Genomic DNA, 21962 nt, shown 5'->3' with positions numbered 1-21962 from the left:
CACACTGACTGGAGATCGCCGTCATGCAAGAATCGCCGCGCCGCCGTTGCCGTTCTACGCTCCGCGCCCTCGCCTCCGCACTGTCCGTCGTCTGTCTGACCGCTCCCTTCCACGTCCACGCCGAAACCACGCTGTATGTCGCGAACGTCGGCGGCTCGAACGAGCAGTTGTACCGGCAGAAAGTCATTCCGCCGTTCGAAAAAGCGCATGACGTGAAGATCGTCTATGTGGCGGGCAATTCAAGCGACACGCTCGCGAAGCTTCAGGCGCAGAAAGGCCATCAACAGATCAACGTTGCGGTGATGGACGACGGCCCCATGTATCAGGCGATGCAGCTCGGCCTGTGCGCGAAGGTCGAGGATGCGCCCGTGATGAAAGACCTCTACCCGCTCGCGCGGCTGGGCCCGACGGCCGTCGGCGTCGGCATGGTCGCGACCGGCATCGGCTACAACGAAGAGGCGTTCAGAAAGCTCGGCCTGCCCGCGCCCGATTCATGGCAGGCGCTCACCGACAAGCGCCTGAAGGGCAAGCTCGGCGTGCCGCCCATGACGAACACGTATGGACTGCACACGCTCGTCATGCTCGCGCGTCTGAACGGCGGCGGCGAAAAGAACATCGATCCGGGCTTCAACGCGATGACGAAACAGGTCGCACCCAACGTGCTGTCGTGGGCGCCGACGCCGGGCGAAATGGACGGCTTGATGCAATCCGGCGACGTCATCATGGCGCCGTACGGCAGCGGCCGCGCCGTCGCGTTGCAAAACACGGGCTTTCCGCTCAAATTCGTGTATCCGAAGGAGGGAGGCGTCGCGCTACAGGTAGCGGCCTGCGCGCTCGCCGAGAACGCACAGCCCAAGCTCTCGCAGGAGTTCATCCAGTATCTGCTGAGCCCGGAAGTGCAGGCGATGCAGGCGCAGGCAATCGGGCTCGGCCCCGTCAACAAGACCGTTGAGCTGACGCCCGAGGTCGCGGCGCGCGTGCCGTATGGTCCGGAACAGGTGCGCAAGTTGACGGCAATGGACTGGGCCACGATCAACCAGCATCGCACGGAATGGACGGAGCGCTGGAACCGCTCGGTCGAACGCTGAGCGCCGCAACCGCAGCATAGCCGCTTCACAGTTCCCACGTCCCGACTCCGAACCGGACCGACGCCATGACCTTTCTCACCCTGCAGGGCATCTCGAAGCGCTACGGCCATTTCACTGCCGTCGAGCAGCTCGATCTGTCCGTCGAACGCGGCGAGTTCCTGTCGCTGCTCGGGCCGTCCGGCTGCGGCAAGACGACCACGCTGCAGATGATCGCCGGCTTTGTCACGCCGAGCGCAGGCCGTATTACGCTCGGCGGACGCGACATCACGCACGAGCGCCCCGAAAAGCGCGGCATGGGCGTCGTGTTTCAGAGCTATGCGCTGTTTCCGCATATGACGGTGGCGGGCAACGTGGGCTTCGGTCTCGAAATGCGCAACATGAAGCGCGACGAACGCGCGGTGCGCATCACCGAAGCGCTCGATCTGGTGCGGCTCAACGGGCTCGACGCGCGTTATCCGAAGGAACTGTCGGGCGGACAGCGTCAGCGCGTCGCGATTGCGCGGGCGCTGGCGATGCGCCCCAACCTGCTGCTGCTCGACGAACCGATGTCGAATCTCGACGCGAAGCTGCGCGAGGAGATGCACATCGAACTGCGCGCGATTCAGAAGCGACTCGGCATCACGACCATCCTGGTCACACACGACCAGGTCGAAGCGATGACGATGAGCGACCGTATCGCGGTGTTGCACAAGGGACGCATTGCGCAACTGAGCACGCCGTTCGATGCCTATGAACGTCCCGCTACGCCGTTTGCATCGACCTTTCTGGGGCGCACCAACACGCTGCCTGGCGAAGTGCGGGAGCGTAATCCGCGCTGCGCCGTCGTGGATGTGGCGGGCACGACGCTGCACGTGCCGCACGAAGGGCGCGATGTCGAAGGCGCAGTGCACGTCTACATTCGCCCGGAGAAAGTACGCCTTGCGAATGGCGACGCGCGCATGCACGGACGTATTGCGAACCGCGTGTTCATCGGTAACCAGTGGCTGCTCGAAGTCGATACGGCGCTCGGCAAACTCCATGTCGCGCAGCCGAACTTCGGCGCGCCGCCGCCCGACGAAGGCCATGAAGTCGGACTCTCGTTCACCGACGACGATCTGCGCGTGCTGACCCGGGAGCGTGCTCATGGCAACGCTTGACGATTCACGCGCGGGCGCGGCGCCCTGGCTGCTCTCTTCGCCGGCACTGCTGCTGTTCGGCGCGCTGCTGTTCGTGCCGCTCGTGCTGACGCTGCTGCTGTCGTTTCGCGTGTTCAGCGATGTGGCCGGTGTGCAGGCCGCGTACACGCTGAAAAATTACGTCGAAGTGCTGAGCGATCCGTACTACGGCGAAATCTTTTTGCGCACGGTGGGTCTCGCGCTCGCCGTGACGCTGCTAAGCGTACTGCTCGGCGTGCCCGAAACCATCGTGCTCGCGCGCATGAAGCGGCCCTGGCAGTCGCTATGTCTGCTGATCGTACTCGGCCCGTTGCTGATTTCCGTCGTGGTGCGCACGCTCGGCTGGCAGATTCTGCTTGGCAATAACGGCGTGCTCAATAACGCGCTGCAAGCCTTTCACATTACGTCCGAGCCGATCCGTCTCGTGTTCACGATGACGGGCATGATCATCGCGCTCACGCATGTGCTGGTGCCGTTCATGGTGATGTCGGTGTGGGCGACGCTGCAAAAGCTCGATCCGCACGTCGAATGGGCGGGGCTGTCGATGGGCGGTTCGCCACTGCGCGTGTTCCGCCGCGTGGTGCTGCCGCAGATCATGCCCGGTGTGCTGTCGGGTTCAATCATCGTATTCGCGCTGTCCGCCTCGGCTTTCGCGACACCGGCGCTGATCGGCGGGCGCCGCCTGAAAGTGGTGGCCACCGCCGCCTACGACGAATTCCTCGGTACGCTGAACTGGCCGCTCGGCGCGAGCATCGCCGTGTTGCTGCTGATTGCGAACGTCGCGATCGTGATGGGTTGCAGCCGTCTCGCCGAGCGCCGTTTCAAGCATATTTTCGAGTGACGCCATGAAACAGAACGGATTGTGGGGCCTGCTGTTCAACGCGCTGTTCCTCACTTTCATCCTCGCACCGCTCGTCGCCGTGATGCTGGTCGCGTTCACCGACAAGGGCTTCATCTCGATGCCCTTCGACGGAGCGTCGCTGCGCTGGTTTCGCGCGATCCTGCAGAACGACGACATCGTGTCGGCATTCTGGCTTTCCGTGCGGCTCGCGTTCGTGGCGGCGACCATCGGCGTGGCGCTCGCGGTGCCCGCCGCGCTCGCTATTGCGCGCTATCGCTTCGCGGGCCGTGGCGCGCTGATGAGCTTCTTCCTGTCGCCGATGATGATTCCCGCCGTCGTGCTCGGCATCGCGTTCCTGCGCTTTCTGTCGCTGCTGCATCTGAGCGGCTCGTTCTGGGCGCTGGCGGCAACGCACGTGATCATCGTGCTGCCGTATGGGCTGCGCCTCGCGCTGTCGTCGGCCGTCGGGCTCGATCGCGATGCCGAACGCGCGGCGCTGTCGTGCGGTGCGAACCGCTTCACCGCGTTTCGCCGCGTCGTGCTGCCGATGATCCGCACGGGCGTCGCCGGCGGATGGGTGCTGTCGTTCATCCAGAGTTTCGACGAGCTGACGATGACCATATTCGTCGCGACCCCCGGCACGACCACGCTGCCCGTCGCCATGTACAACCAGATCGCGCAGACCATCGATCCGCTCGTCGCATCCGTGTCGGCGGTGCTGATCGTCGGCACGGTTCTGCTGATGGTGCTGCTCGACCGCATGGTCGGACTGGACCGCATCCTCATTGGAGAAGCTCGATGATTCGTCACGCTACCGACAACCCCGACGTGCTCGTGCTGGGCGGCGGACTGGTCGGTTCCGCCGTTGCCTGGGGCCTTGCGCGCGAAGGCGCGAACGTCACCGTGCTCGACCAGGACGACGGCGCGTTCCGCGCGTCGCGCGGCAACTTCGGGCTGGTCTGGATTCAGGGCAAGGGCTATGGCTTGTCGCCGTATGCACGCTGGTCGCGCAGCTCGGCTTCGCGCTGGCCGTCGCTCGCTGCGGCGTTGCTCGACGAAACCGGTATCGACGTCGCGCTGCGCCAGCCGGGCGGCTTCCACTTCTTTTTCTCCGAAGACGAAATCGCAGAACGCGCGAAGCGTCTCGGCGCCTTGCAGCGTGAACTGGGCGACTACCCGTATCAGTTGCTCGATGCGCGCGAAGTGCGAGAGCGTATTCCCGAAATCGGGCCGGACGTGATCGGCGCGAGCTACACGCCGATGGACGGCCACGTCAATCCGCTCAAGCTGCTGCGCGCGCTCCACGCGGGCATGCAGCGGCGCGGCGTGAAGCTCGTCAACAACGAGGAAGCGCTGCGCATCACACCCGAACACGGCGGCTTCACGGTACAAGGCAAACGCGGCACCTACCGCGCGGCGCGCGTCGTGCTCGCGGCGGGCCTCGGCAATCGCGCGCTCGCGCCGCACGTCGGACTGCATGCGCCCGTCGCACCGAATCGCGGACAGGTGCTGATCAGCGAACGCGTCGCGCCGTTCCTGCGTTACCCGACCCTCAACGTGCGCCAAACCGACGAAGGCACGCTGCAATTCGGCGATTCGATGGAAGAAGTCGGTTTCGACGACTTCACGACGACGCCTGTGCTGTCCGATATTGCGCGGCGCGGCGTGCGCGCCTTTCCGCTGCTGAAGAACGTGCGGCTGGTGCGCACGTGGGCCGCGTTGCGCGTCTACAGCCCCGATGGTTTTCCGATCTACGACGAATCCGCACGCCATCCCGGCGCGTTCGTCGTCACCTGCCACAGCGGCGTGACGCTGGCCGCCGCGCACGCGCTGCGCATCGCGCCGTGGATCGCGGGCGGCGCGATGCCCCATGAAATCCCCGCGCTGTCCGGCACGCGCTTTCTCGAATCCCCTGCACTCACCCCCGCTCACTGATTCCGACATGACCCCCACACCGCTCTTCAAGGCCTTGCCCGGCGCCGATGCGCCGGTCGACATCTGGTTCAACGATCAGCCGCTGCGCGTGCCGGGCGGCCGGTCGGTAGCGGCGGCGCTGCTCGCTGCCGGCATCGCGCGGTTCCGTGCGACACCCGTCTCGGGCGCGCCGCGCGCGCCGTATTGCATGATGGGCGCGTGCTTCGAGTGTCTCGTCGAGATCGACGGCGTGCCGAGCCGGCAAAGCTGCATGGTGACCGTGCGCGCCGGCATGCGCATCCGCTCGCAGGAGGGCGCGCGCGATCTGCCGCCCGTCGATGTTTCACGGGAGGACGCTCATGCCCGCTGATCACGCTGTCGAAACCGTGTCGAGTTTCCCTTCGGAAGCCGTCGATGTCGTCGTGGTCGGGGCCGGTCCCGCCGGCATGAGCGCGGCGACGCGCGCCGCGAGCGCTGGCCTGTCAGTGGTGCTGCTGGACGAACAGGACGCCGTCGGCGGGCAGATCTATCGGGCGATCGGCCGCGCCGATGCGCGCCGCAAGGAGATTCTCGGCCCGGATTACGCGGCGGGCGCATCGCTCGCCGACGCCTTCGCGCGCTCTGGCGCACGGCATGTCGCGCATGCGTCCGTGTGGCAGGTGACGCGCGAACATGCCGTGCACTATCTGAGGGACGGCAAGGTCGGCAGCTTCGACGCACGCCGCGTGATTCTGGCCACGGGCGCGCTGGAAAGGCCGTTCCCGATTCCCGGCTGGACGCTGCCCGGCGTACTGACGGCGGGCGCCGCGCAGATCCTGCTGAAAAGCGCGGGCGAGGTGCCCGCCGAGCCGCCCGTGCTGGCGGGCTGCGGTCCGCTGCTCTATCTGCTCGGTTGGCAGTACGTGCGTGCCGGCGTGCCGATCCGCGCACTCGTCGACACGACTCGTCACGAAGACCGCTGGCGCGCGAAGAAACATCTGCTGTCGGCGTTGCGCGCGTGGCCGTACCTGAGCAAGGGCCTGCAACTGATCCGCACGCTGCGCGCCGCGGGCGTGCCCATCTACGAAGCCGCCGACGAACTGCGCGTCGAGTCGAAGCAGGACGCGCAAGGCGTCGAGCGCGCCGCCGCGCTGAGTTTCAGCACGCAAGGCCGTGCGCAGCGGATCGACGCGAACGTGATCCTCCTGCATCAGGGCGTCGTGCCGAATACGCAGTTCACGCTGTCGTTGCGCGCGCACCACCATTGGGACGCCGCGCAGCTATGCTTCGCACCGACCACCGACGCATGGGGCGAACTCGACGTGCCGGGCATCTTCGTCGCGGGCGACGGCGGCGGTATCGGCGGTGCGCTGGCGGCGGCCGAACAGGGCGCGCTCGCCGCGCTACGGGTCGCCAGTCAACTCGGTGCCATCGATGCAGCTGCCTGCGAGCGCGAAGCCGAGCCGCACCGCCGCGCGCTGGGGAGCGTGATGCGCATCCGTCCGTTTCTGGACAGCCTGTACCGCCCGCGCGACGCGAACCGCATTCCGCGCGACGACGTGGTCGTGTGCCGATGCGAGGAAGTGACGGCGGGCGACGTGCGCGGTTTCGTCGAACTCGGCTGCCTCGGCCCGAACCAGGCGAAATCGTTCGGACGCTGCGGGATGGGCCCGTGTCAGGGTCGCATGTGCGGCCTGACCGTCACCGAAATCATCGCCGACGCGCGCAAGGTGCCGCCGGGCGAAGTCGGCTATTACCGCATCCGTCCGCCCATCAAGCCGCTGACGCTCGGAGAACTCGCCGGTGAATGACGCTACCCGCTCCTCTTCCGGCGCCGTGCGCGAGGCCGACGTGCTGGTGATCGGCGGCGGGCTGCACGGCTCGAGCAGCGCGTTCCATCTGGCCGCGCGCGGCGCGAACGTGATCGTGCTCGAAGCCGACTACGTCGGGCGGCACTCGTCAGGCGTCAATGCGGGGGGCGTGCGCACGCTCGGCCGCCCGCTGCCCGAGATTCCGCTCGCGTTGATGTCGCGCAAAATCTGGCACAGCCTGCGCGAAACGATCGGCGACGACGGCGGCTTCGTGCCGTCCGGCCAGTTGAAGATCGCGGAGACGGAAGCCGAACTCGACGAATGCCGCGCCCGCGTCGCGCAACTCGAAGCGCACGGCTTCACGCACGAAAAGCTGATCGACCGCGCGAGCGTGCTCGAACTCGAGCCGGCGCTCGCGCGGCACGTGACGGGCGGCATCTGGGTCGAGCGCGACGGCTATGCGCTGCCGTTCAAGACCACCACCGCCTTCCGACTCGCCGCGCAGCGGCATGGTGCGGCGTTTTTCGAAGGCACGCCGGTCACGCGCATCGAACAACGCGGCACGCGCTGGTTCGCGCAGACGCCGCGCGGCGGGTTCAGCGCGGACAAACTCGTCGTCACGGCGGGCGCGTGGGCGGGACAACTGGCCGAACAGGTGGGTGAACGCGTGCCCGTGCACCCCGAAGGGCTGATGCTGATGGTCACGCATCGCGTCGCGCCGTTCTGCCGCGCGACGCTGGGTGCAACCGGGCGTCCGTTGTCGTTCAAGCAGTTCGACAATGGCACCGTCGTGATCGGCGGCAAGCTGATCGGTATCGCCGATCTGCACGGCCGGCATGGCGAAGTCGATTTCGCGCGGCTCGTGCGTAGCGCCAATACCGTCGTCGATCTCTTCCCGCATTTGCGGCATCTCGGCGTGAACCGCGCGTGGGCCGGCGTCGAAGCATTCACCGACGATGCGCTGCCCGTGCTCTCACCTAGCCGCCGCGCGTCGAATCTCGTCTATTCGTTCGGCTATTGCGGCAGCGGTTTCCAGCTTGGACCGGCCTGCGGGCGGCTCGTATCCGAACTCGTGCTCGACGGCAAGGCTTCGCTGCCGCTCGACGACTTCGCGATCGACCGCTTTACGCGCCAGTCCGTGCCGCAGCCGACGGCCAGCGCCGCCGCGCACTGATCGCAGCCGAGCGCCGCCCGGCGCGCTTTCCTGTACTCAAACCAAGGAGAGCCGGGCGAAAAATCGACCGCCATAAGCCCATTCCGTCACGTCGACGACGCGCGCGTGTTGAATCAACCTGCGCACTGGGTACCCGAACCGGATTTGCGACAGCGCATCCTGGTCATCAATCCAACTACGCTTTATGGCTTTTGCTGCATTGTCCGGGTCCCGGAGGTTTTCAGAACCGGTACTTGAACCGGATCTGGCCGCCATTCTCGACCTCGTGCGCGGCAACGACGCCGTCATACTCCAGACGTACATCGAGACGTTTGGTCGTATAGACCTCTACCCCAGCGGAAAACTTGCCTGCAACGTGCGCATTGGTGAGCGTATTGGTGAAGCTGCCGAAACCCGGGGCAGCGGCGAACGACGCGTTGGTCGTGTAGCTATTGCCTGCAATGAAGCTCACCCCGGCGCCGACATAAGCGTCGACTGTCGCTGACCCTATCTGCGCGCGCGTCCCGATCCGCAGATTCGGCGTGCCGGTCGCAATGACGCTGTTCGCACTATTCACCTTCAGGTTGAGCGCGCCCGCACCGCTCTCCGTGTAGCCCGGGAGATTGATGTAGTTCAGGTCGCCGTCGAGCGCCGGCTCCAGGTAGAAACGGCCGAACGGAATCTGATAGGCCGCGCGCATGTGCATTCCGAGATTGAACGAATTGGGCGAGGCGGTCGCCACCGCATTGGCGCTCGGGATCACGCGCGAGCTGTTCAACCAGCCGTAGCTCGCGTCCACCGCACCGCTGAAAGTCCACGGCCCGACCTCGTGCTTGAGCGCGACGACGCCAAGAAGCGCATTGCCGTTGGCGCTCGTCAGGTTGTCGTTGCCGGTGAAACGGTCGGTCTCGTAGCCGATGGCGCCACCGAGGAACCAGCCGGGCTGTAGCTGGACCTGCCCGCCGACTTTCATCGTCGTACCTTGCCAGCCGAAACCTGGGAACGAAGCGTCGGCGCTGCGGTTTTCCCACATGCCCGTGGCGCGGAACCACACGCAGGAGCCCTGCTTTCTCACGGTGGTGTCGTCGTCGCCGAACTCTGGACAACTGAAGACGGAGCGCGAGAATGCCTGGCTGGACTGGTAGCGTGCAGCGGCAACGCCGAGCAACTCCTGGCCGGAAACGGCGGTTAGCGTCTGGGAATAGCCCGCCGTGCTACCGGCGCTACCGAAGGCTCCGAAGATGGGAGCAAAGGTAGGATCGGCACTGTTCCACAACCGGTCCAGATTGGCTGCGACACTCTGCTGCGTGGCCGAAGCCCCCTTGCTCGCACCGACGAAGTCCGCATCGGTTTTGATCGCGACGGTGTTGCCCTGCACCAGCGGCGTGAAGCGGTAGACCGGCGTAGAAGAACCCGCGAGCGCCGTATCCGGCCGAATTCCGCCGGCCGCCGACAGCACGGTGCTCGTGCTCTTCAGATAGCTCACCGGATCGGCCTGCACCTTGCCGGCAAGCGCGGCGGTACCCGTGATGTTGAGCAGATCGGACCGCTTGTTGGCCGGATCGATCTGTACGTTCAGCGTGCCAGTCGAACTCTGCACGAGATTGCCGGTGAGAATCGTATTGCCGATCGACTTCGCGCCGCCGACTTTCAGCGTACCGGCGTTGTTCACCGTGCCGCCTCCGACGTTCAGCGTGGCCGGTGTGTCGATAACGCCCCCTGGCAGATTGTTGACAACGCTGTTGCCGGGGCCACCAAGGACGTGGATGTCACCGGTGATAGTGCCGGAGTTGTTGACCGTGGTGGTGGCGGACGCCTCGCCATACAACGTGGGGTCCACCAGGATCGCGTATTTGCCCAAGGTCTGGATGGTGCCCTGGTTGGTGATGATGTTGTTATTGCCGCCGATCAGACGGACGGCGGCAGCGTCGCGAAACTCCGGGTCCAATCCCCCCATTGAGGAGGTCCGGAAATTGGGATCGGTCGTGCCGCCTATGACTTTCGACCCGGGCGCCAGGTGGATCGAGATTTGCCCGCCTTTCTGGCCGTCGCTTTGCGCGAGGATGCCGGCGGACCCGACACCTGTGGCCATGACCGTGTCGTTATCCCTGACGTTGACGGCGACCAGGCCGCCCACGCCGGCGCCACCCGCGCTGCCACGTGCCACATCATGCAGCGGGCCGAGCGGGCTTGAGTTGTAGTTGGAGGCCACCAGACCACCGCCACCGCCGATCGATTGCGCGAAGATTGCCGGCGCGTACCGGCCGGTCGTCACGACCTTCCCGCCGTTTACCACGATGACGTTGACGGTGCCGCCATTGCCGCTGTTGGCAAATACCACGCCGCCCGTATTGTCACCGTAGTAGTTCGGGGCGGACGGGTCGCCGGCAAAGCCCCCGCCACCGCCGATCGATTGTGCGACGATCCCATACGCACCGTCGCCGGTGGTAGAGACAGTGTGATTGGTGTCCACGACAAGAACGTTGCCGCCATTGCCGCTCGCGCCGCCGGCGCCAACGAGCGCGTTCGTGTTCGTGTTGATCTGTCCGCCCGCCACGAACCCGCCCCCGCCGCCGATCGACTGCGCGACGATACCGTGCGCGTCAAGCCCGTTCGTCGTCACGTTGCCTTGCGTGTTGACAGTGACGCCGCCGCCATTTCCCGAACTGCCGTTCTGACCACCGAAGCTCAGTGTCACCCCGTAGATGTCGGCGATCCGTCCCTGCGGATTCTGGACGGCTTTGGAAGGATCGAATGTCTCATCGCTGCTCGCGGTCGTCACGACACCGCCGCCGCCTCCGATACTTTGCGCGAGGATGCCGACGCTGTGCTTGCCAAGTGTCGTGACCGTGCCGCCGTTGCTGACGCTTACGTCGCCGCCATTCCCGGCGCCTCCGCCATTGCCGCCCACGGCGATCGACAGGCTTTTCAGCGAACCGCTGACCGCCCCCGACATCGCGCCGTTGCCGCCACCGCCGCCTACGCTCTGCGCGTACACGCCGAACGCTTCCACCCCCTGCGTCTCGACTGCACCATTTGCCTTCTGCACGACACTCACCGCCCCGCCCGAGCCCGCCGCGCCACCGCTGCCGCCCACGGCGACCGCGGCCTGCACCTTCGAATCATTATTCGACTTGCCGGTCGAACTCGCCGCGCCGCCGCTGCCGCCGCCGCCGCCAACGCTCTGCGCGAAGATGCCGTGGGATTGCGCGCCATAGGTGCCGATCGCGCCGGTGTTGCTGGCGTTCACCGCGCCGCCCAGGCCACCCGCGCCGCCACTGCCGCCGACCGCCACGCCGACGCTGATCTGGTTCACGGTGCCCAGAACTTTCGATACCCCGTCCGGCTGCGTGAGAAGCTTTTCCAGGTCACCATAAGTCGCTTTGATTTTTTCGCCGAGCACTCCGACCTGCAGGATGTTGTTGCCCAGGTTCTGCACGTTCTGGTTGAGGCCAAGGCCCTGACCCAGAATGCCAAACAGCGTCTGGGCGTTGGAGATCGTGTCGAGGCCGCCGCTGCCGCCCGCGGCCGCCGCGCCCTTGCCGCCTTTGCCCCCGCCGCCGCCGACGCTTTGCGCGAAGATGCCGGTCGAGGCCGCGCCGCGGGTGACGATGTTGCCGTTGTTGGTCGTCGTCACCGTGTTGCCGTCGCCGCCGACGCCACCCTTGCCGCCAACACCCACGGCGATGGCATCTTTGCCGCCGCTGGCCGCAGCGGTACCTCCGCCGCCTGCGCCGCCGCCGCCGCCCACGCTCTGGGCGAACACGGCATCGGCGCCGTCGCCACGCGTCGCGATCGAACCGTCGTTGGTCAGGCCGACCGTGCCGCCCGTCCCCCCCGTTCCACCCGTTCCGCCCACCGCGATTGACGCGCTGAAGCTGGCTTTGGCGTTAGCCGCCGTTGCCGAGGCATCGCCCGTTCCGCCATTGCCGCCGCCACCGCCAATTGACTGTGCGAACACACCATGGGCGTCCTGGCCCAGGGTTGCGACGAGCCCTGAGTTTTCGAGGTTGACGGCGCCGCCCGTGCCGCCGCTGCCGCCGCTGCCCCCGAGAGCCACGGAGACCGACAGGGACGCCCCCTTGGCAGGCGACGCGGAGTAGGACGCGGCGGTTGCGTCGCCGCCCGTACCACCGCCGCCACCGACGGACTGCGCGAAAACGCCGGTCGCGCTGTCGCCCGCAGTGGTGATCAGGCCGGAATTATCAAGCGTGACATTGCCGCCGGTGTTGCCGGTCCCGCCGGCGCCGCCGATAGCGGCGCTGACACTGATCGAAGGAATATTTGGGCTGGCCGATGCGGCAACGGCACGCGCCGTGGCGCTGCCGCCGGAGCCGCCGCCGCCGCCGATACTTTGCAGCACGACACCTTCGGCGTCCGAACCATACGTAACGACCTGCCCCGTGTTGGTCAGCGACACCGCGCCGGCCGCGCCGCCTCCGCCGCCTTGTCCGCCGACGGCAACCGAGCTCGACAGCGGGCCGCCGACGGTGAACGCTGTAGCGTTGCCGCCATTGCCGCCACCGCCGCCGATCGACTGAGCCTTGATACCGGCTGCGTGGTCGCCGTAGGTCGTGACGAGTGCGCCGTTGTCAACGGTGACCTGGCCGCCCGCGCCGCCACCGTGGGCATCACCGCCGATCACCATGGTGATCAGCCCCCCGCCGCTCGACGTCGCGCTGCCGGCATTGCCGCCGGAGCCGCCAATGCTTTGCGCAAGGATGCCGGCTCCACCGCTCTGGTCGAGGCTGCCAAACACGCTGTTCTGGCCCAGCGTGAGTTTCACCGCGCCGCCATTGCCGCCCTGGCCGCCGTTGCCGCCGATCTCGAAGCCCGCGCCAGCGGTGACGCCGCTGGCGTCACCGCCGCTTCCGCCGCCACCGCCGATGCTTTGCGCGATCAGCGGGATGCTGCCTACGCCTGATTGACTGCCGACCGTGACAAAGGAGTGGTCCGAGTTCACCGTGACCGCGCCGCCATCGCCGCCCGCGGCACCTGCACCGCCCGTGCCGGCCAGCGCGAAGCTGACACTACCGCCATTGCCCCCGCCGCCTCCGACACTTTGCACCAACGCGCCATGTGTATATGGGCCGTTCGTTTTAATCGTCGCCGTGTTCGCCGCGTCTCCAAGGGTCAGCGAAGCCTCCCCGCCAGCGCCTGCCTTACCACCATCACCGCCTTCACCCACGACAGTGCTCTGGGCGCCGTCACCGATACCGCCGGCGCCTCCATTGGCCTGCACCAGCACCCCCTCACCCCCGATCAACCCGGTAGCAGACTGCCCGGCCGGAACATTCGCGGTGTAATCGATGGAACCAAGGACGGTGGCGCTGGCGCTGCCGGCAATTCCGCCGTTGCCGCCCACACCACCCTCGTTGCGGAATGAGCCGTCGATGGCAGTGCCACCGCCCCCGCCCGCTCCGCCGTTCGCCTTGGCGGTTACGCCGCTGCCCGGCTGATACCGACTATTCGCCGGTTGCATCTGATCGGAGAACACGATCTGGCCACCGCTGCCGAGTTCCGCGCTCGCTGTGCCGCCGTTGCCTCCGTTGCCGCCGGTCCCGCCAAAACTGCCACTTCCACCGTACGCGCCACCAGCGCTGCCGCCCGTACCGCCATCGGCGTCGGCCTGCATCGGAAAGATCTGGCCTGCCGGGGTGCTGGCGGTCAGACTGCCGTTCTGAAAGGCAAGCGTCGCGGTACCGCCGGCGCCGCCGTTGCCGCCCTTGCCTCCATGGCCTTCTACAACCAAATCGCCCGGAGTCGGCGAGTTGCCACCTACCCCGCCGGTCCCGCCCAGGGCGGACGCTCGCAGGCCGACACCATAGAACTGAATGCTGCCGGAGGCGCTAAGCGCTGCCTGACCACCCCGCCCCCCTGCTCCGCCGTTGCCGCCGTAGAGCGGCTCAGTACCTTGGGCATTGGACACGGCACCCACTCCGCCGGTGCCGCCATTGGCTTGCACGTCGAGCGCAACTTCCGGAAGGACACCTTTCGGGTCGGGACCAACCGTGCCGCTAAACTGCACGGAGACCGCGCCGCCATTGCCTGCCGCCCCGCCGTTTCCCGTGTGGGCGGAGCCATTGGCGTCATAACCGCCCTGTCCGCCGGCACCACCATCACCACCGTCGACGGACCATCCCGCTCCCATCGTGGGGCTGATGAAGGTCGGCGCGAATCCCCCCTTCACCGTAATTCCGCTGTTGACACTGTTAAAGGAACCACCTGACTGACCAGCGAAGCCATCCTGGCCCACTCCGTTCCAAGAGCCGTCGTCGGCGCCTTTGCATCCCGCCTGTCCCGCGGCGTTCAGGTAGTACTGCGGAAGCGGCGCTGCGCCAAACGACTGATTGGAAAAGTTGGTCTGTGCCGGCGCCGCAGGCAGCGCCGGGTTGGCGCTGCTGTTGCACTGGGCTCGCACAGCGACCGGAACAAACAGCGCGGCAAGCGACGTTACGGCAGAAGCCAACGCAACCACGGTCCGACGCTTGCGGCCGCAGCAATCCTCAAAACAAGGCGCCGACGTCAATGTCCGCGCAGACTCACAATGCGATGAATGCTTGAATATGTACACGAACTTCCTCATTCGGTTCTGTCGCAATAACAGGTGCAACTGGTTCCAGTCTTTTGAAAAGACATCGAATCTGTCTGCGAGTCGCACAGAGACTGGTTTTACTGGCGACCCGGCTCGATCGGACAAAATCCGATTTCTGGACACGACGAATGACCGCAAGCCGGCACTCGCAAGTGATGCCTACGAAATTGAGCGCTGCACAGGAAGATGATTAATTTCTAACTTTCGCCGGAATAATTCGGCGGAGGCATGGTCACATAATCATGAAACTTAAAAGCGACTTAATATGGTTAAATGTTTTCATAATAAATCTCACGATCCAGCGTGCCGAGGCACCCAATGCGCGTTTGAAAAGACATCAATCCGTTGCGCTTAAGTTGCATAGTGCGCGTGATAACTTAGATAACTATTAGTAGGAGGGAACATCAGGTGCCGCTAGCCGGGCTTTGTTCAATGGAACAAAAATGCGAATATCGAGGAGCTGAAGAGCGCGGCGCGAATTTCGAGCCTGGGACTCCGCTTCCACGACGGGCGTCGCGCTATGGCAAGCCGGTTGGTGTTCTATGGTGACCGGGAGAAGGTGTTCTGCTGAACATCGGCCGGCAAGACCGGCAACGGCGTAATGTTGACGAAAGTATGGATTAGCACGATTCGATATGTGAATGGCTGCTTCCTGAGCGCCGCAGAACTATGCTTTTCTTCGGGGGTCTCCGATCGTCACAAGTGCTTCGAAGAAGAATATTTGGAGATTCGCTTTATTTCCGCCAACAAGAGCCCGGAAAATTGACATCGCCGTCGTACGGGAACATAGCCGAAACGCGCGGTCACACCTCGGGCGATTCGCCGAGCGTCACAGTCCAGCCGAGGCCACGCACGTTGCGAATCACAGACTGTCCGAACTTCTTGCGTACACCGTGGATCAGCACGTCGACCGCGTTGCTCTCGACTTCCTTACCCCAACCATAAAGCTTCCCCTCGAGCTGATCTCGCGAAAGGATAGTGCCGGGGCGTTCAAGGAACGCGAACATCAATGCGAATTCGCGCGCCGACAGAACGGATGACACTCCGTTGCAGCATAGAGTTCGTTTGTCGAGATCGAGGTTCAACGTGTCATTGCCTAGACGCGACGACGCAAAGCCTGCCCTGCGACGCAACACGGCACGAATCCGCGCGAGCAGTTCGGGCAGGTGGAAGGGCTTGAGAACGTAGTCGTCAGCGCCGAAATCGAGCCCTTGGACCCGGGCGTCAAGGTCGTCAAGTGCGGTCAGGATCAGTACGGGCACCTTGCTCCCCTTCTCACGCGCCGCCTTCAGCAATTCGATGCCGCCCATGCCGGGCAAACCAAGATCGAGCAAGACCAGCGTATATTCAACGGCAGCGATGGCCGCGCTGCCGGCATTGCCGTCGCGGACCCAGTCGACGCTGTACTCCGCATCCTGAAGCGCGCGCAGCAAACTTTGACCGATCTGCAGGTCGTCTTCGACTATGAGCACTCGCATAGTGCAATGTCCACGGCAATGGAGCGTTGTCGTTGGGCGCAGGGCAAGGAACATTCTTCCGCGGGCGCGTTTCTCGCCTGAGCGATTTGCGATTCATGCGTAATGCGCCGGTTTTTCTCAAGAGTTCGGAAGCTTCGCATCAGGCGAATTAGCTCTCCGCGGGAAAACCTTCCTGAACCACTCGAGAATGCCGGAACTGATGAAGCTGTATCGCCCCGGATTTCCACAGGTGGCTGAACACTCACTATCCTCGGAATCGACGGGCAGTAAACACACATTAAACATGTTGTCCCTCTCGCGTAGGCGACGATCTTGCGCTAGGGATTCCCTCGCAATAACTCCCGGAATCCACTCTGCACCGGGGCTTTTCAGCCCGCCAATCCGCAATTTTCGTCTCAGGAAATATTTTAGATCCTAAGAATTAGATTGGAATGAGAATCGACGGAACGGCCCTTCCTCGGGCCTATTAAATGGGGTCGGTCGCGATGCACGGCTGCGGATGAAGTCAGGCGACCTATGCATGCGCCCGCTGCGCCGCCAAAGTGTCCTTCCCTCGCCGCGATGATTGGCGTCGACCGACGTTCGATCACGCTACTCCCCGACACGTGACATCAAAGCAACGTCAGAAACACATTCCAATCTTCTTATGTCTTCAAGTATTCGATCCATTTCCATTGATCGACAGATGTACTGTAAAGGGTTGCGATAATCCTTAGAACATCTCCAAAGCGCTCGCCGCAAGTCGCTACTGCAATCGCACTGATCGCAGGCATCACCAAAAGAGCTGCAAGCAACTCGCTGCTCAGAGAAGGCGACCTGACAGGAACGTAGTCACAATGCCAGTATGTACGGTGCCTATTTAATGAGAATTAGCGTTGCGCCGCTTCCAGACCGAAACCCGTGACCGGGTGCCATTCAGGGCCCACTCTCCTACATAGTGCCGCGCGCCGGCAGAACGATTGTAGCGATCAGACCACTGTGTCCATCGCTGCGGTTTGCAAGCGAAATAGAACCCCGGTACTTCGCCACGACCGATTTGACGATCGAAAGCCCGAGACCACTACCTTCCGAATCCTCCGCACGCAGACGGAAGAAGCGATCAAACACCCGGTCCAGGGACGCTTCCGGAATGCCCGGTCCGTTGTCGGTCACGCGCACCACCACGTCGTCGGCGCTTCGGAACAGATCGATGTCGACGGTTCCGCCGGCAGGCGTATAGCGCAGTGCGTTCTCAAGCAGATTGCGCACGGCCATACGCAATTCTCCTTCACGCGCTTCAACTTGCGCGCTCTCGAACTTCCCTACACCAAGATCGATCGAGCGTGCATCTGCAACCGGCAGAAAATCCGCGACGAGCTTCTGAACCAACTGGGACAGATCCACTGTCTCGATTGCTGTCAGATCGAGCTGTGCATCAGCTCGCGCTAGCGAGAGAAGCTGTCGGATCATCGTCGACGCTCGAGCGATGGCCTCGCGCAATTCGCGCAGACGCTCGGAGCGTGCCGCCTCGTCGGGAGCGTTGACGAGGTTGTCGACGCGGAGCTGCATCGCAGCGATAGGCGTGCGCAACTCGTGCGCGGCATCGGCGACGAATCGTTTCTCAGCGTCGATACCAACCTGAAGCCGGGCAATCATCCGATTGACCGAAGCCGCGAACGGTCGTACCTCGTCCGGCACGCCCGATATATCGAGAGGCTCGAGATGCCGGATGCCGACTAACTCCGACTGCGCCGCTGCACGCGACAGCGACGCGAACGCCGCGTTGACGACAAAGGGAATAGCGAGCCAGACGAGTGGAATCAGGATGAGCGTGGGTATCAGGCTTTCGAGCGCGGCATGCCTTGCTGTCTCTTCGCGGAACGCCACCGGCTGTCCGACCTGGTACGTGTACTGGCCGTCGGCCTTTCTCAACGTGTAAATGCGATAGGCATGCCCGCCGATACTCTCGATCGAATATCCGTCCGGCGCATTGCGATCGAATAGCAGCTCCGGATCGGTATTATCCGTTGGCGCCGCGTCGCCGCTCCTCCAGATTTGCCCGACAAAGCCGTCGACGGAGTGCTGCGGCGGACCGTGTGAGCCTATCGCGCCGACGTTGCCGGCGGACAGCCAGATAGCGGCGCCCTGTAAGTGCACGTCGAGCAGTTCGCCGATGTGCTTGCGCGACAGCCAATACGACGTATACGCATCGATGAGGCCGACTGCCGTGACCAGTACGATCAACGTTACAGTAATCTGGTTTTTCAACGAGCTCATGCGATCGAGTTCAGCGTATATCAGCGGTTACCCGTGCGGCCACACAACCTTCCAGACATTGTCCGTATCGACGACGGGGTAGTCGCCGCCCTCAAATCGGCCCGCGACCACTCCATCGACGAAACGCCGGAAAATGATGCTCGTGTCGATGATCACGCTCGCTGCGACGTTTCCGTACCGACGCGATGCATCGGCCATCCAGCCGATCACGCGGACGCGCGGATGGCGGGCGGCCGCGACGATCACCGCGTCATTTGCATCTGCAACGAGTACGTCGGCACCGGCGTCGATCTGCTGCACGGTCAACTGCTGCGTGCGTCGGCGGTCACCCCAGTTGCCGACCCAATCTATCAGAACCGTTGCGTCGGGCGCCTTGGCAAGTACGGCCTGCCTGAAGCTTTGCGCCTCCGTACCGTCGACAGACTCTACGCCGCCGACGAAGCCGACGGTCTTCGTCTTCGACACGCTCGCGGCAACAGCACCAGCAAGCGCGCCACCGAGGCTCTTGCAATCGAGACAATAGTTGACGACGTTGGGGCCACTCGCCTTACCCGACAAGGTCGCGAAATAGGCTTGCGGGTATTGTGCTGCGGCCGTTGCGGTGACTGCGCTCAACTCAGCGCCTGCCAGAATGAAACCGCGTACACCTGCCGTGTAGTGGCGGCCGATAACCGTGAGAATTCGCGCGGCACCCAGACTGTCGGCATCGCGCACGACGGTCATCCGGTAGCCGTTGTGGCGGACCTGGAGGTAGCCGCGATATGCGGCTTCGCTGAATCCGAGATCGCTTCCGGCGAAGGGAATGAACAGCAACACGGGCCATCTGCTAACCGTGCCTGCAACGGATGCATGCGTCGCGCCTCGGAGTGCGGTCGGGGCGAACGCAGACAGTGCGAGCAGCGAACAGGCAACGCGACGTCGCTCGTTGACGGGGGCCGGTTTCATTCGGGCAGGGTTTCTATGCGCTTCCTCAGATAGTCGAATGTTCTGAAGAACTGACCTGAATACGTCCAAAGTCTATGCAGGCGCGGAAGATAACGTCAAGAGCGATTTGTCGCACCAACAGCGGGTTGTGGGTTTTTGCCGGCTTTGTCAGGTTAAGCGAAATGGGCTACTGCTTTCCACTCAGATAAGGTCACCGACCATGACAATTAAGTAGTCGAGATTTTTAGACTCGGGCTGCGGCTAATCCACATCAAGCTGAAGGTACAGCGCTCGGGAGGTGCTGCGCAACGAATTCTCCCCCTTGAGAATTAGGCTGGAATTAGATGCGTGAGACGGCGCCCCCGCCACGATCTCGCGAGAACGCGATCAAGTGGCGTGGTGATCCAGCGCACGGCTTTCTTTGTACGCAGGTTGCACCCCTCCGCGAGCTTGCTGCAGGCAACCATCCGGCTCGCAAAGCGCCGAATTGCGGGCTGGGTCCAGTCTTTTTCGAAGCTTCGCTTCGCCGAATTGCGGCCTAAGCTTTGGCTCAATTTTCTGCACTAAAACAAGGTAAGAACAGCGATGTCCACACGACGTCACCGGGCGTCTCACGCGATCGGCTTTGCCCTTGCCGCCGCGACGTTCGTCGTGTCTGGCACGGCGGTGGCCAGACATCCCACCCGACTCTCCTCGCTTTCCGCTGACGATCAGATTTTCATCAAGTTGCGTGACGCCGCCCGCGACAACGATCCCGAGCGTGCCGCGCAGCTGGCGAGACTGATCCGAAATTATCCGGCGCCGGCTTATCTCAGCTATTTTCAGATCAAGCCGCGTCTGTTCATCGGCGCGGGGCATGCGAATCTCGATGCGCCGGACGTACCGGTGCTATCGTTTCTGCAACGCTACGACGGACAGGCGATTGCCGACCGTCTGCGCAACGACTACCTGCGCGTGCTGGGCGCCCGCCACGACTGGAAGGATTTCGATTCCCAATATTCACTGTTCGTCCTGAACGACGACACGCAGGTGAACTGCTATGCGCTCGAGTCGCGCGCCGCGCGGGGTGAAAACGTCGCCGACGCGGCGCGCGCGCTGCTCGTCGAGCCGAAGTGGTACGGCGACGGCTGCGTCGATCTGATCACCGCGCTCGACGGTAATCACCAGTTCACTTCGGAGGATGTCTGGCAGAAGATTCGCGAGGCCTATGAACAGGGCGCGACGAGGACCGGTGGCGGACTGGTCGATGCGCTGGGCACGGCGCGCCCGGATCCGCTGCGGCTCGATCAGGCGAGGAACCAGCCGCGCGTGCTGCTGGCGAAAGGCGTCCCGATGGACTCGGCGTCCCATCAACTCGCGCTGCTCGCCATCACGCAGGTAGCGGCCAGCGATCCGGCAGCGGCCGCAGCCATCTTCACCGCGATCGCACCGGCGCTCGCCCTGGCGGAACGCGCTATCGGCTGGGGCACGATTGCCTATCAGGCGGCGACCCGGCAGCTGCCAGGCGCGGTGGACTGGTACCGGCTGTCGGCGAACGCGCCCCTGTCGAGCCAGGCCTATGAGTGGCGCACGCGCAGCGCGCTGCTGGCAGGAGACTGGATGATGGTGCGCTGGTCGATCGAGCAGATGCCGGCCGCGCTGCGCGCACAACCACCGTGGGTCTACTGGTACGCACGCGCGTTGAAGCAGGCCGGCGAGGTGACAGCGGCGAACCAGGAATTCGGGAAGATCGCGGGAACTTACACCTTCTATGGCCAACTGGCCTCCGAGGCGCTCGGCCAGCAGATCGTGATTCCGCCACAGATCAAAGTGACCGACGAAGAAGTTAAGAAGGCCAGCCAGACACCGGGCTTCGAACTGGCAAAACGTTTTTATGCGCTGAACCTGCGCACGGAAGGCAACCGGGAGTGGAACTGGCAGTTGCGCGGCATGACCGACCGGCAACTGCTCGCAGTCGCCGAGTACGCACGCCGCATCGAGCTCTACGACCGGACTGTGAGCACCGCCGACAGGACGCAGACCGAGCATGATTTTTCGCTGCGCTATCTGGCGCCCTTCCGCGCGATTGTCGAGCGAGATGCGCAGTCCAACGGGTCCCATATCGAATGGGCATATGGCCTCATTCGCCAGGAGTCGCGCTTCAACATCAGTGCGCGCTCGGAGGTTGGCGCAGGCGGCCTGATGCAGGTGATGCCGGAAACCGCGGAGATGGTCGCGAGGAAAATCGGGCTCGGTCCGCTCTCGCGGGCGAGGATGAATGAGCTCGACACGAACATCCAGCTCGGCACGTATTATCTGTCGATGATTTACAACCAGCTTGACCGTTCGGCCGTGCTCGCGACCGCCGGCTACAATGCCGGCCCTGGACGCCCGCGCAAGTGGCAGGCCAACCTCCCGCGTCCGGTGGAAGGCGCGATTTTCGCGGAAACTATTCCGTTCAACGAAACCCGCGACTACGTCAAGAATGTGTTGTCGAACACGGTCTACTACGCGGCGTTGTTTGATGGCCGCCCGCATTCGCTGATGGAGCTGCTTGGTCATATCGAGCCCCGATGACATAGCAACGCTTCCCCGCTGACCGCACGGATTAAACAAAGAGCCATTGTGGTACGTGGGCGAAGGTAACTGCAGTTCGGGGTATTCGAATGTAAGGGACTTCCCCGTCCCGAGGCTGCGGCGGAAGCCGCGGTTCGGCATCAAAGTGCCATGATGAGGTCTGAGCCTTCATCAATACCCACAGGAGGGGAAATCCATGCCCATTGTTACCGT

General features: G+C 64.0%; 13 protein-coding genes. 9 read left to right on the top strand and 4 right to left on the bottom strand.

Annotated features, from left to right (window positions below):
• The first annotated feature begins 23 nt into the window (after window positions 1-23).
• From ACLFKU_RS26585 to ACLFKU_RS26550, 8 genes are all read left to right on the top strand, one after another.
• A complete protein-coding gene (locus ACLFKU_RS26585) occupies window positions 24-1088 on the top strand; it encodes an ABC transporter substrate-binding protein (protein ID WP_410851069.1) in 1065 nt (354 codons plus the stop codon).
• Window positions 1089-1153: 65 nt separating this feature from the next.
• Window positions 1154-2224: an ABC transporter ATP-binding protein gene (locus ACLFKU_RS26580; protein ID WP_368581620.1), complete on the top strand. Its 1071-nt coding sequence runs from the start codon at window positions 1154-1156 to the stop codon at window positions 2222-2224.
• On the top strand, window positions 2211-3083 hold the full coding sequence (locus tag ACLFKU_RS26575) for an ABC transporter permease (protein ID WP_368581619.1): 873 nt from the start codon (window positions 2211-2213) through the stop codon (window positions 3081-3083). The genes ACLFKU_RS26580 and ACLFKU_RS26575 overlap by 14 nt, the downstream gene beginning before the upstream one ends.
• A 4-nt stretch (window positions 3084-3087) precedes the next feature.
• Entirely contained in the window at window positions 3088-3885 is a 798-nt protein-coding gene (locus ACLFKU_RS26570) for an ABC transporter permease (RefSeq protein WP_410851068.1), read from the top strand.
• Window positions 3882-5018 carry an NAD(P)/FAD-dependent oxidoreductase gene (locus ACLFKU_RS26565; protein WP_410851067.1) on the top strand — a complete coding sequence of 379 codons (1137 nt, stop codon included), beginning with the start codon at window positions 3882-3884 and terminating at the stop codon, window positions 5016-5018. The genes ACLFKU_RS26570 and ACLFKU_RS26565 overlap by 4 nt, the downstream gene beginning before the upstream one ends.
• 7 nt (window positions 5019-5025) lie before the next feature.
• The gene (locus tag ACLFKU_RS26560; RefSeq protein ID WP_410851066.1) at window positions 5026-5367 is read left to right on the top strand and encodes a (2Fe-2S)-binding protein; all 342 of its coding nucleotides are present in this window, start codon (window positions 5026-5028) and stop codon (window positions 5365-5367) included.
• Window positions 5357-6787: an FAD-dependent oxidoreductase gene (locus tag ACLFKU_RS26555; protein WP_410851065.1), complete on the top strand. Its 1431-nt coding sequence runs from the start codon at window positions 5357-5359 to the stop codon at window positions 6785-6787. The genes ACLFKU_RS26560 and ACLFKU_RS26555 overlap by 11 nt, the downstream gene beginning before the upstream one ends.
• Window positions 6780-7961: an NAD(P)/FAD-dependent oxidoreductase gene (locus tag ACLFKU_RS26550; RefSeq protein WP_368581614.1), complete on the top strand. Its 1182-nt coding sequence runs from the start codon at window positions 6780-6782 to the stop codon at window positions 7959-7961. The genes ACLFKU_RS26555 and ACLFKU_RS26550 overlap by 8 nt, the downstream gene beginning before the upstream one ends.
• Window positions 7962-8181: 220 nt before the next feature.
• Here the strand turns inward: ACLFKU_RS26550 and ACLFKU_RS26545 are convergent, their stop codons facing one another.
• The 4 genes from ACLFKU_RS26545 to ACLFKU_RS26530 all read right to left on the bottom strand — a co-directional run bounded on the left by ACLFKU_RS26545 (window position 8182) and on the right by ACLFKU_RS26530 (window position 19085).
• A complete protein-coding gene (locus tag ACLFKU_RS26545; protein WP_410851064.1) occupies window positions 8182-14601 on the bottom strand; it encodes an autotransporter outer membrane beta-barrel domain-containing protein in 6420 nt (2139 codons plus the stop codon).
• A 737-nt stretch (window positions 14602-15338) separates the two neighbouring features.
• Window positions 15339-16013: a response regulator transcription factor gene (locus ACLFKU_RS26540; RefSeq protein ID WP_410851119.1), complete on the bottom strand. Its 675-nt coding sequence runs from the start codon at window positions 16011-16013 to the stop codon at window positions 15339-15341.
• 930 nt (window positions 16014-16943) lie between these two features.
• Window positions 16944-17924, bottom strand: a complete 981-nt coding sequence (locus ACLFKU_RS26535) for an ATP-binding protein (protein WP_410851063.1) — start codon at window positions 17922-17924, stop codon at window positions 16944-16946.
• 372 nt (window positions 17925-18296) lie between these two features.
• A complete protein-coding gene (locus tag ACLFKU_RS26530) occupies window positions 18297-19085 on the bottom strand; it encodes a BMP family ABC transporter substrate-binding protein (RefSeq protein ID WP_410851062.1) in 789 nt (262 codons plus the stop codon).
• A gap of 693 nt (window positions 19086-19778) precedes the next feature.
• On the opposite strand from ACLFKU_RS26530, the gene ACLFKU_RS26525 reads away from it, so the two are divergent.
• Window positions 19779-21749 (top strand): transglycosylase SLT domain-containing protein, encoded by a 1971-nt coding sequence (locus ACLFKU_RS26525; RefSeq protein WP_410851061.1) that lies wholly within the window; start codon window positions 19779-19781, stop codon window positions 21747-21749.
• Window positions 21750-21962 lie beyond the last annotated feature (213 nt).

The organism is Paraburkholderia sp. EG304 (assembly GCF_046543485.1).
GTDB classification, from domain to species: Bacteria; Pseudomonadota; Gammaproteobacteria; order Burkholderiales; family Burkholderiaceae; genus Paraburkholderia; species Paraburkholderia youngii.
The sequence above is the reverse complement of the archived record's forward strand: the minus strand, read 5'-3'. Positions and strand labels throughout refer to the sequence as shown.

Coding starts and splice junctions, on each gene's coding strand:
- ACLFKU_RS26565 (WP_410851067.1), top strand. CDS start 3,882: ATGATTCGTCACGCTACCGACAACCCCGACGTGCTCGTGCTGGGCGGC.
- ACLFKU_RS26525 (WP_410851061.1), top strand. CDS start 19,779: ATGTCCACACGACGTCACCGGGCGTCTCACGCGATCGGCTTTGCCCTT.
- ACLFKU_RS26585 (WP_410851069.1), top strand. CDS start 24: ATGCAAGAATCGCCGCGCCGCCGTTGCCGTTCTACGCTCCGCGCCCTC.
- ACLFKU_RS26540 (WP_410851119.1), bottom strand. CDS start 16,013: ATGCGAGTGCTCATAGTCGAAGACGACCTGCAGATCGGTCAAAGTTTG.
- ACLFKU_RS26570 (WP_410851068.1), top strand. CDS start 3,088: ATGAAACAGAACGGATTGTGGGGCCTGCTGTTCAACGCGCTGTTCCTC.
- ACLFKU_RS26580 (WP_368581620.1), top strand. CDS start 1,154: ATGACCTTTCTCACCCTGCAGGGCATCTCGAAGCGCTACGGCCATTTC.
- ACLFKU_RS26555 (WP_410851065.1), top strand. CDS start 5,357: ATGCCCGCTGATCACGCTGTCGAAACCGTGTCGAGTTTCCCTTCGGAA.
- ACLFKU_RS26575 (WP_368581619.1), top strand. CDS start 2,211: ATGGCAACGCTTGACGATTCACGCGCGGGCGCGGCGCCCTGGCTGCTC.
- ACLFKU_RS26560 (WP_410851066.1), top strand. CDS start 5,026: ATGACCCCCACACCGCTCTTCAAGGCCTTGCCCGGCGCCGATGCGCCG.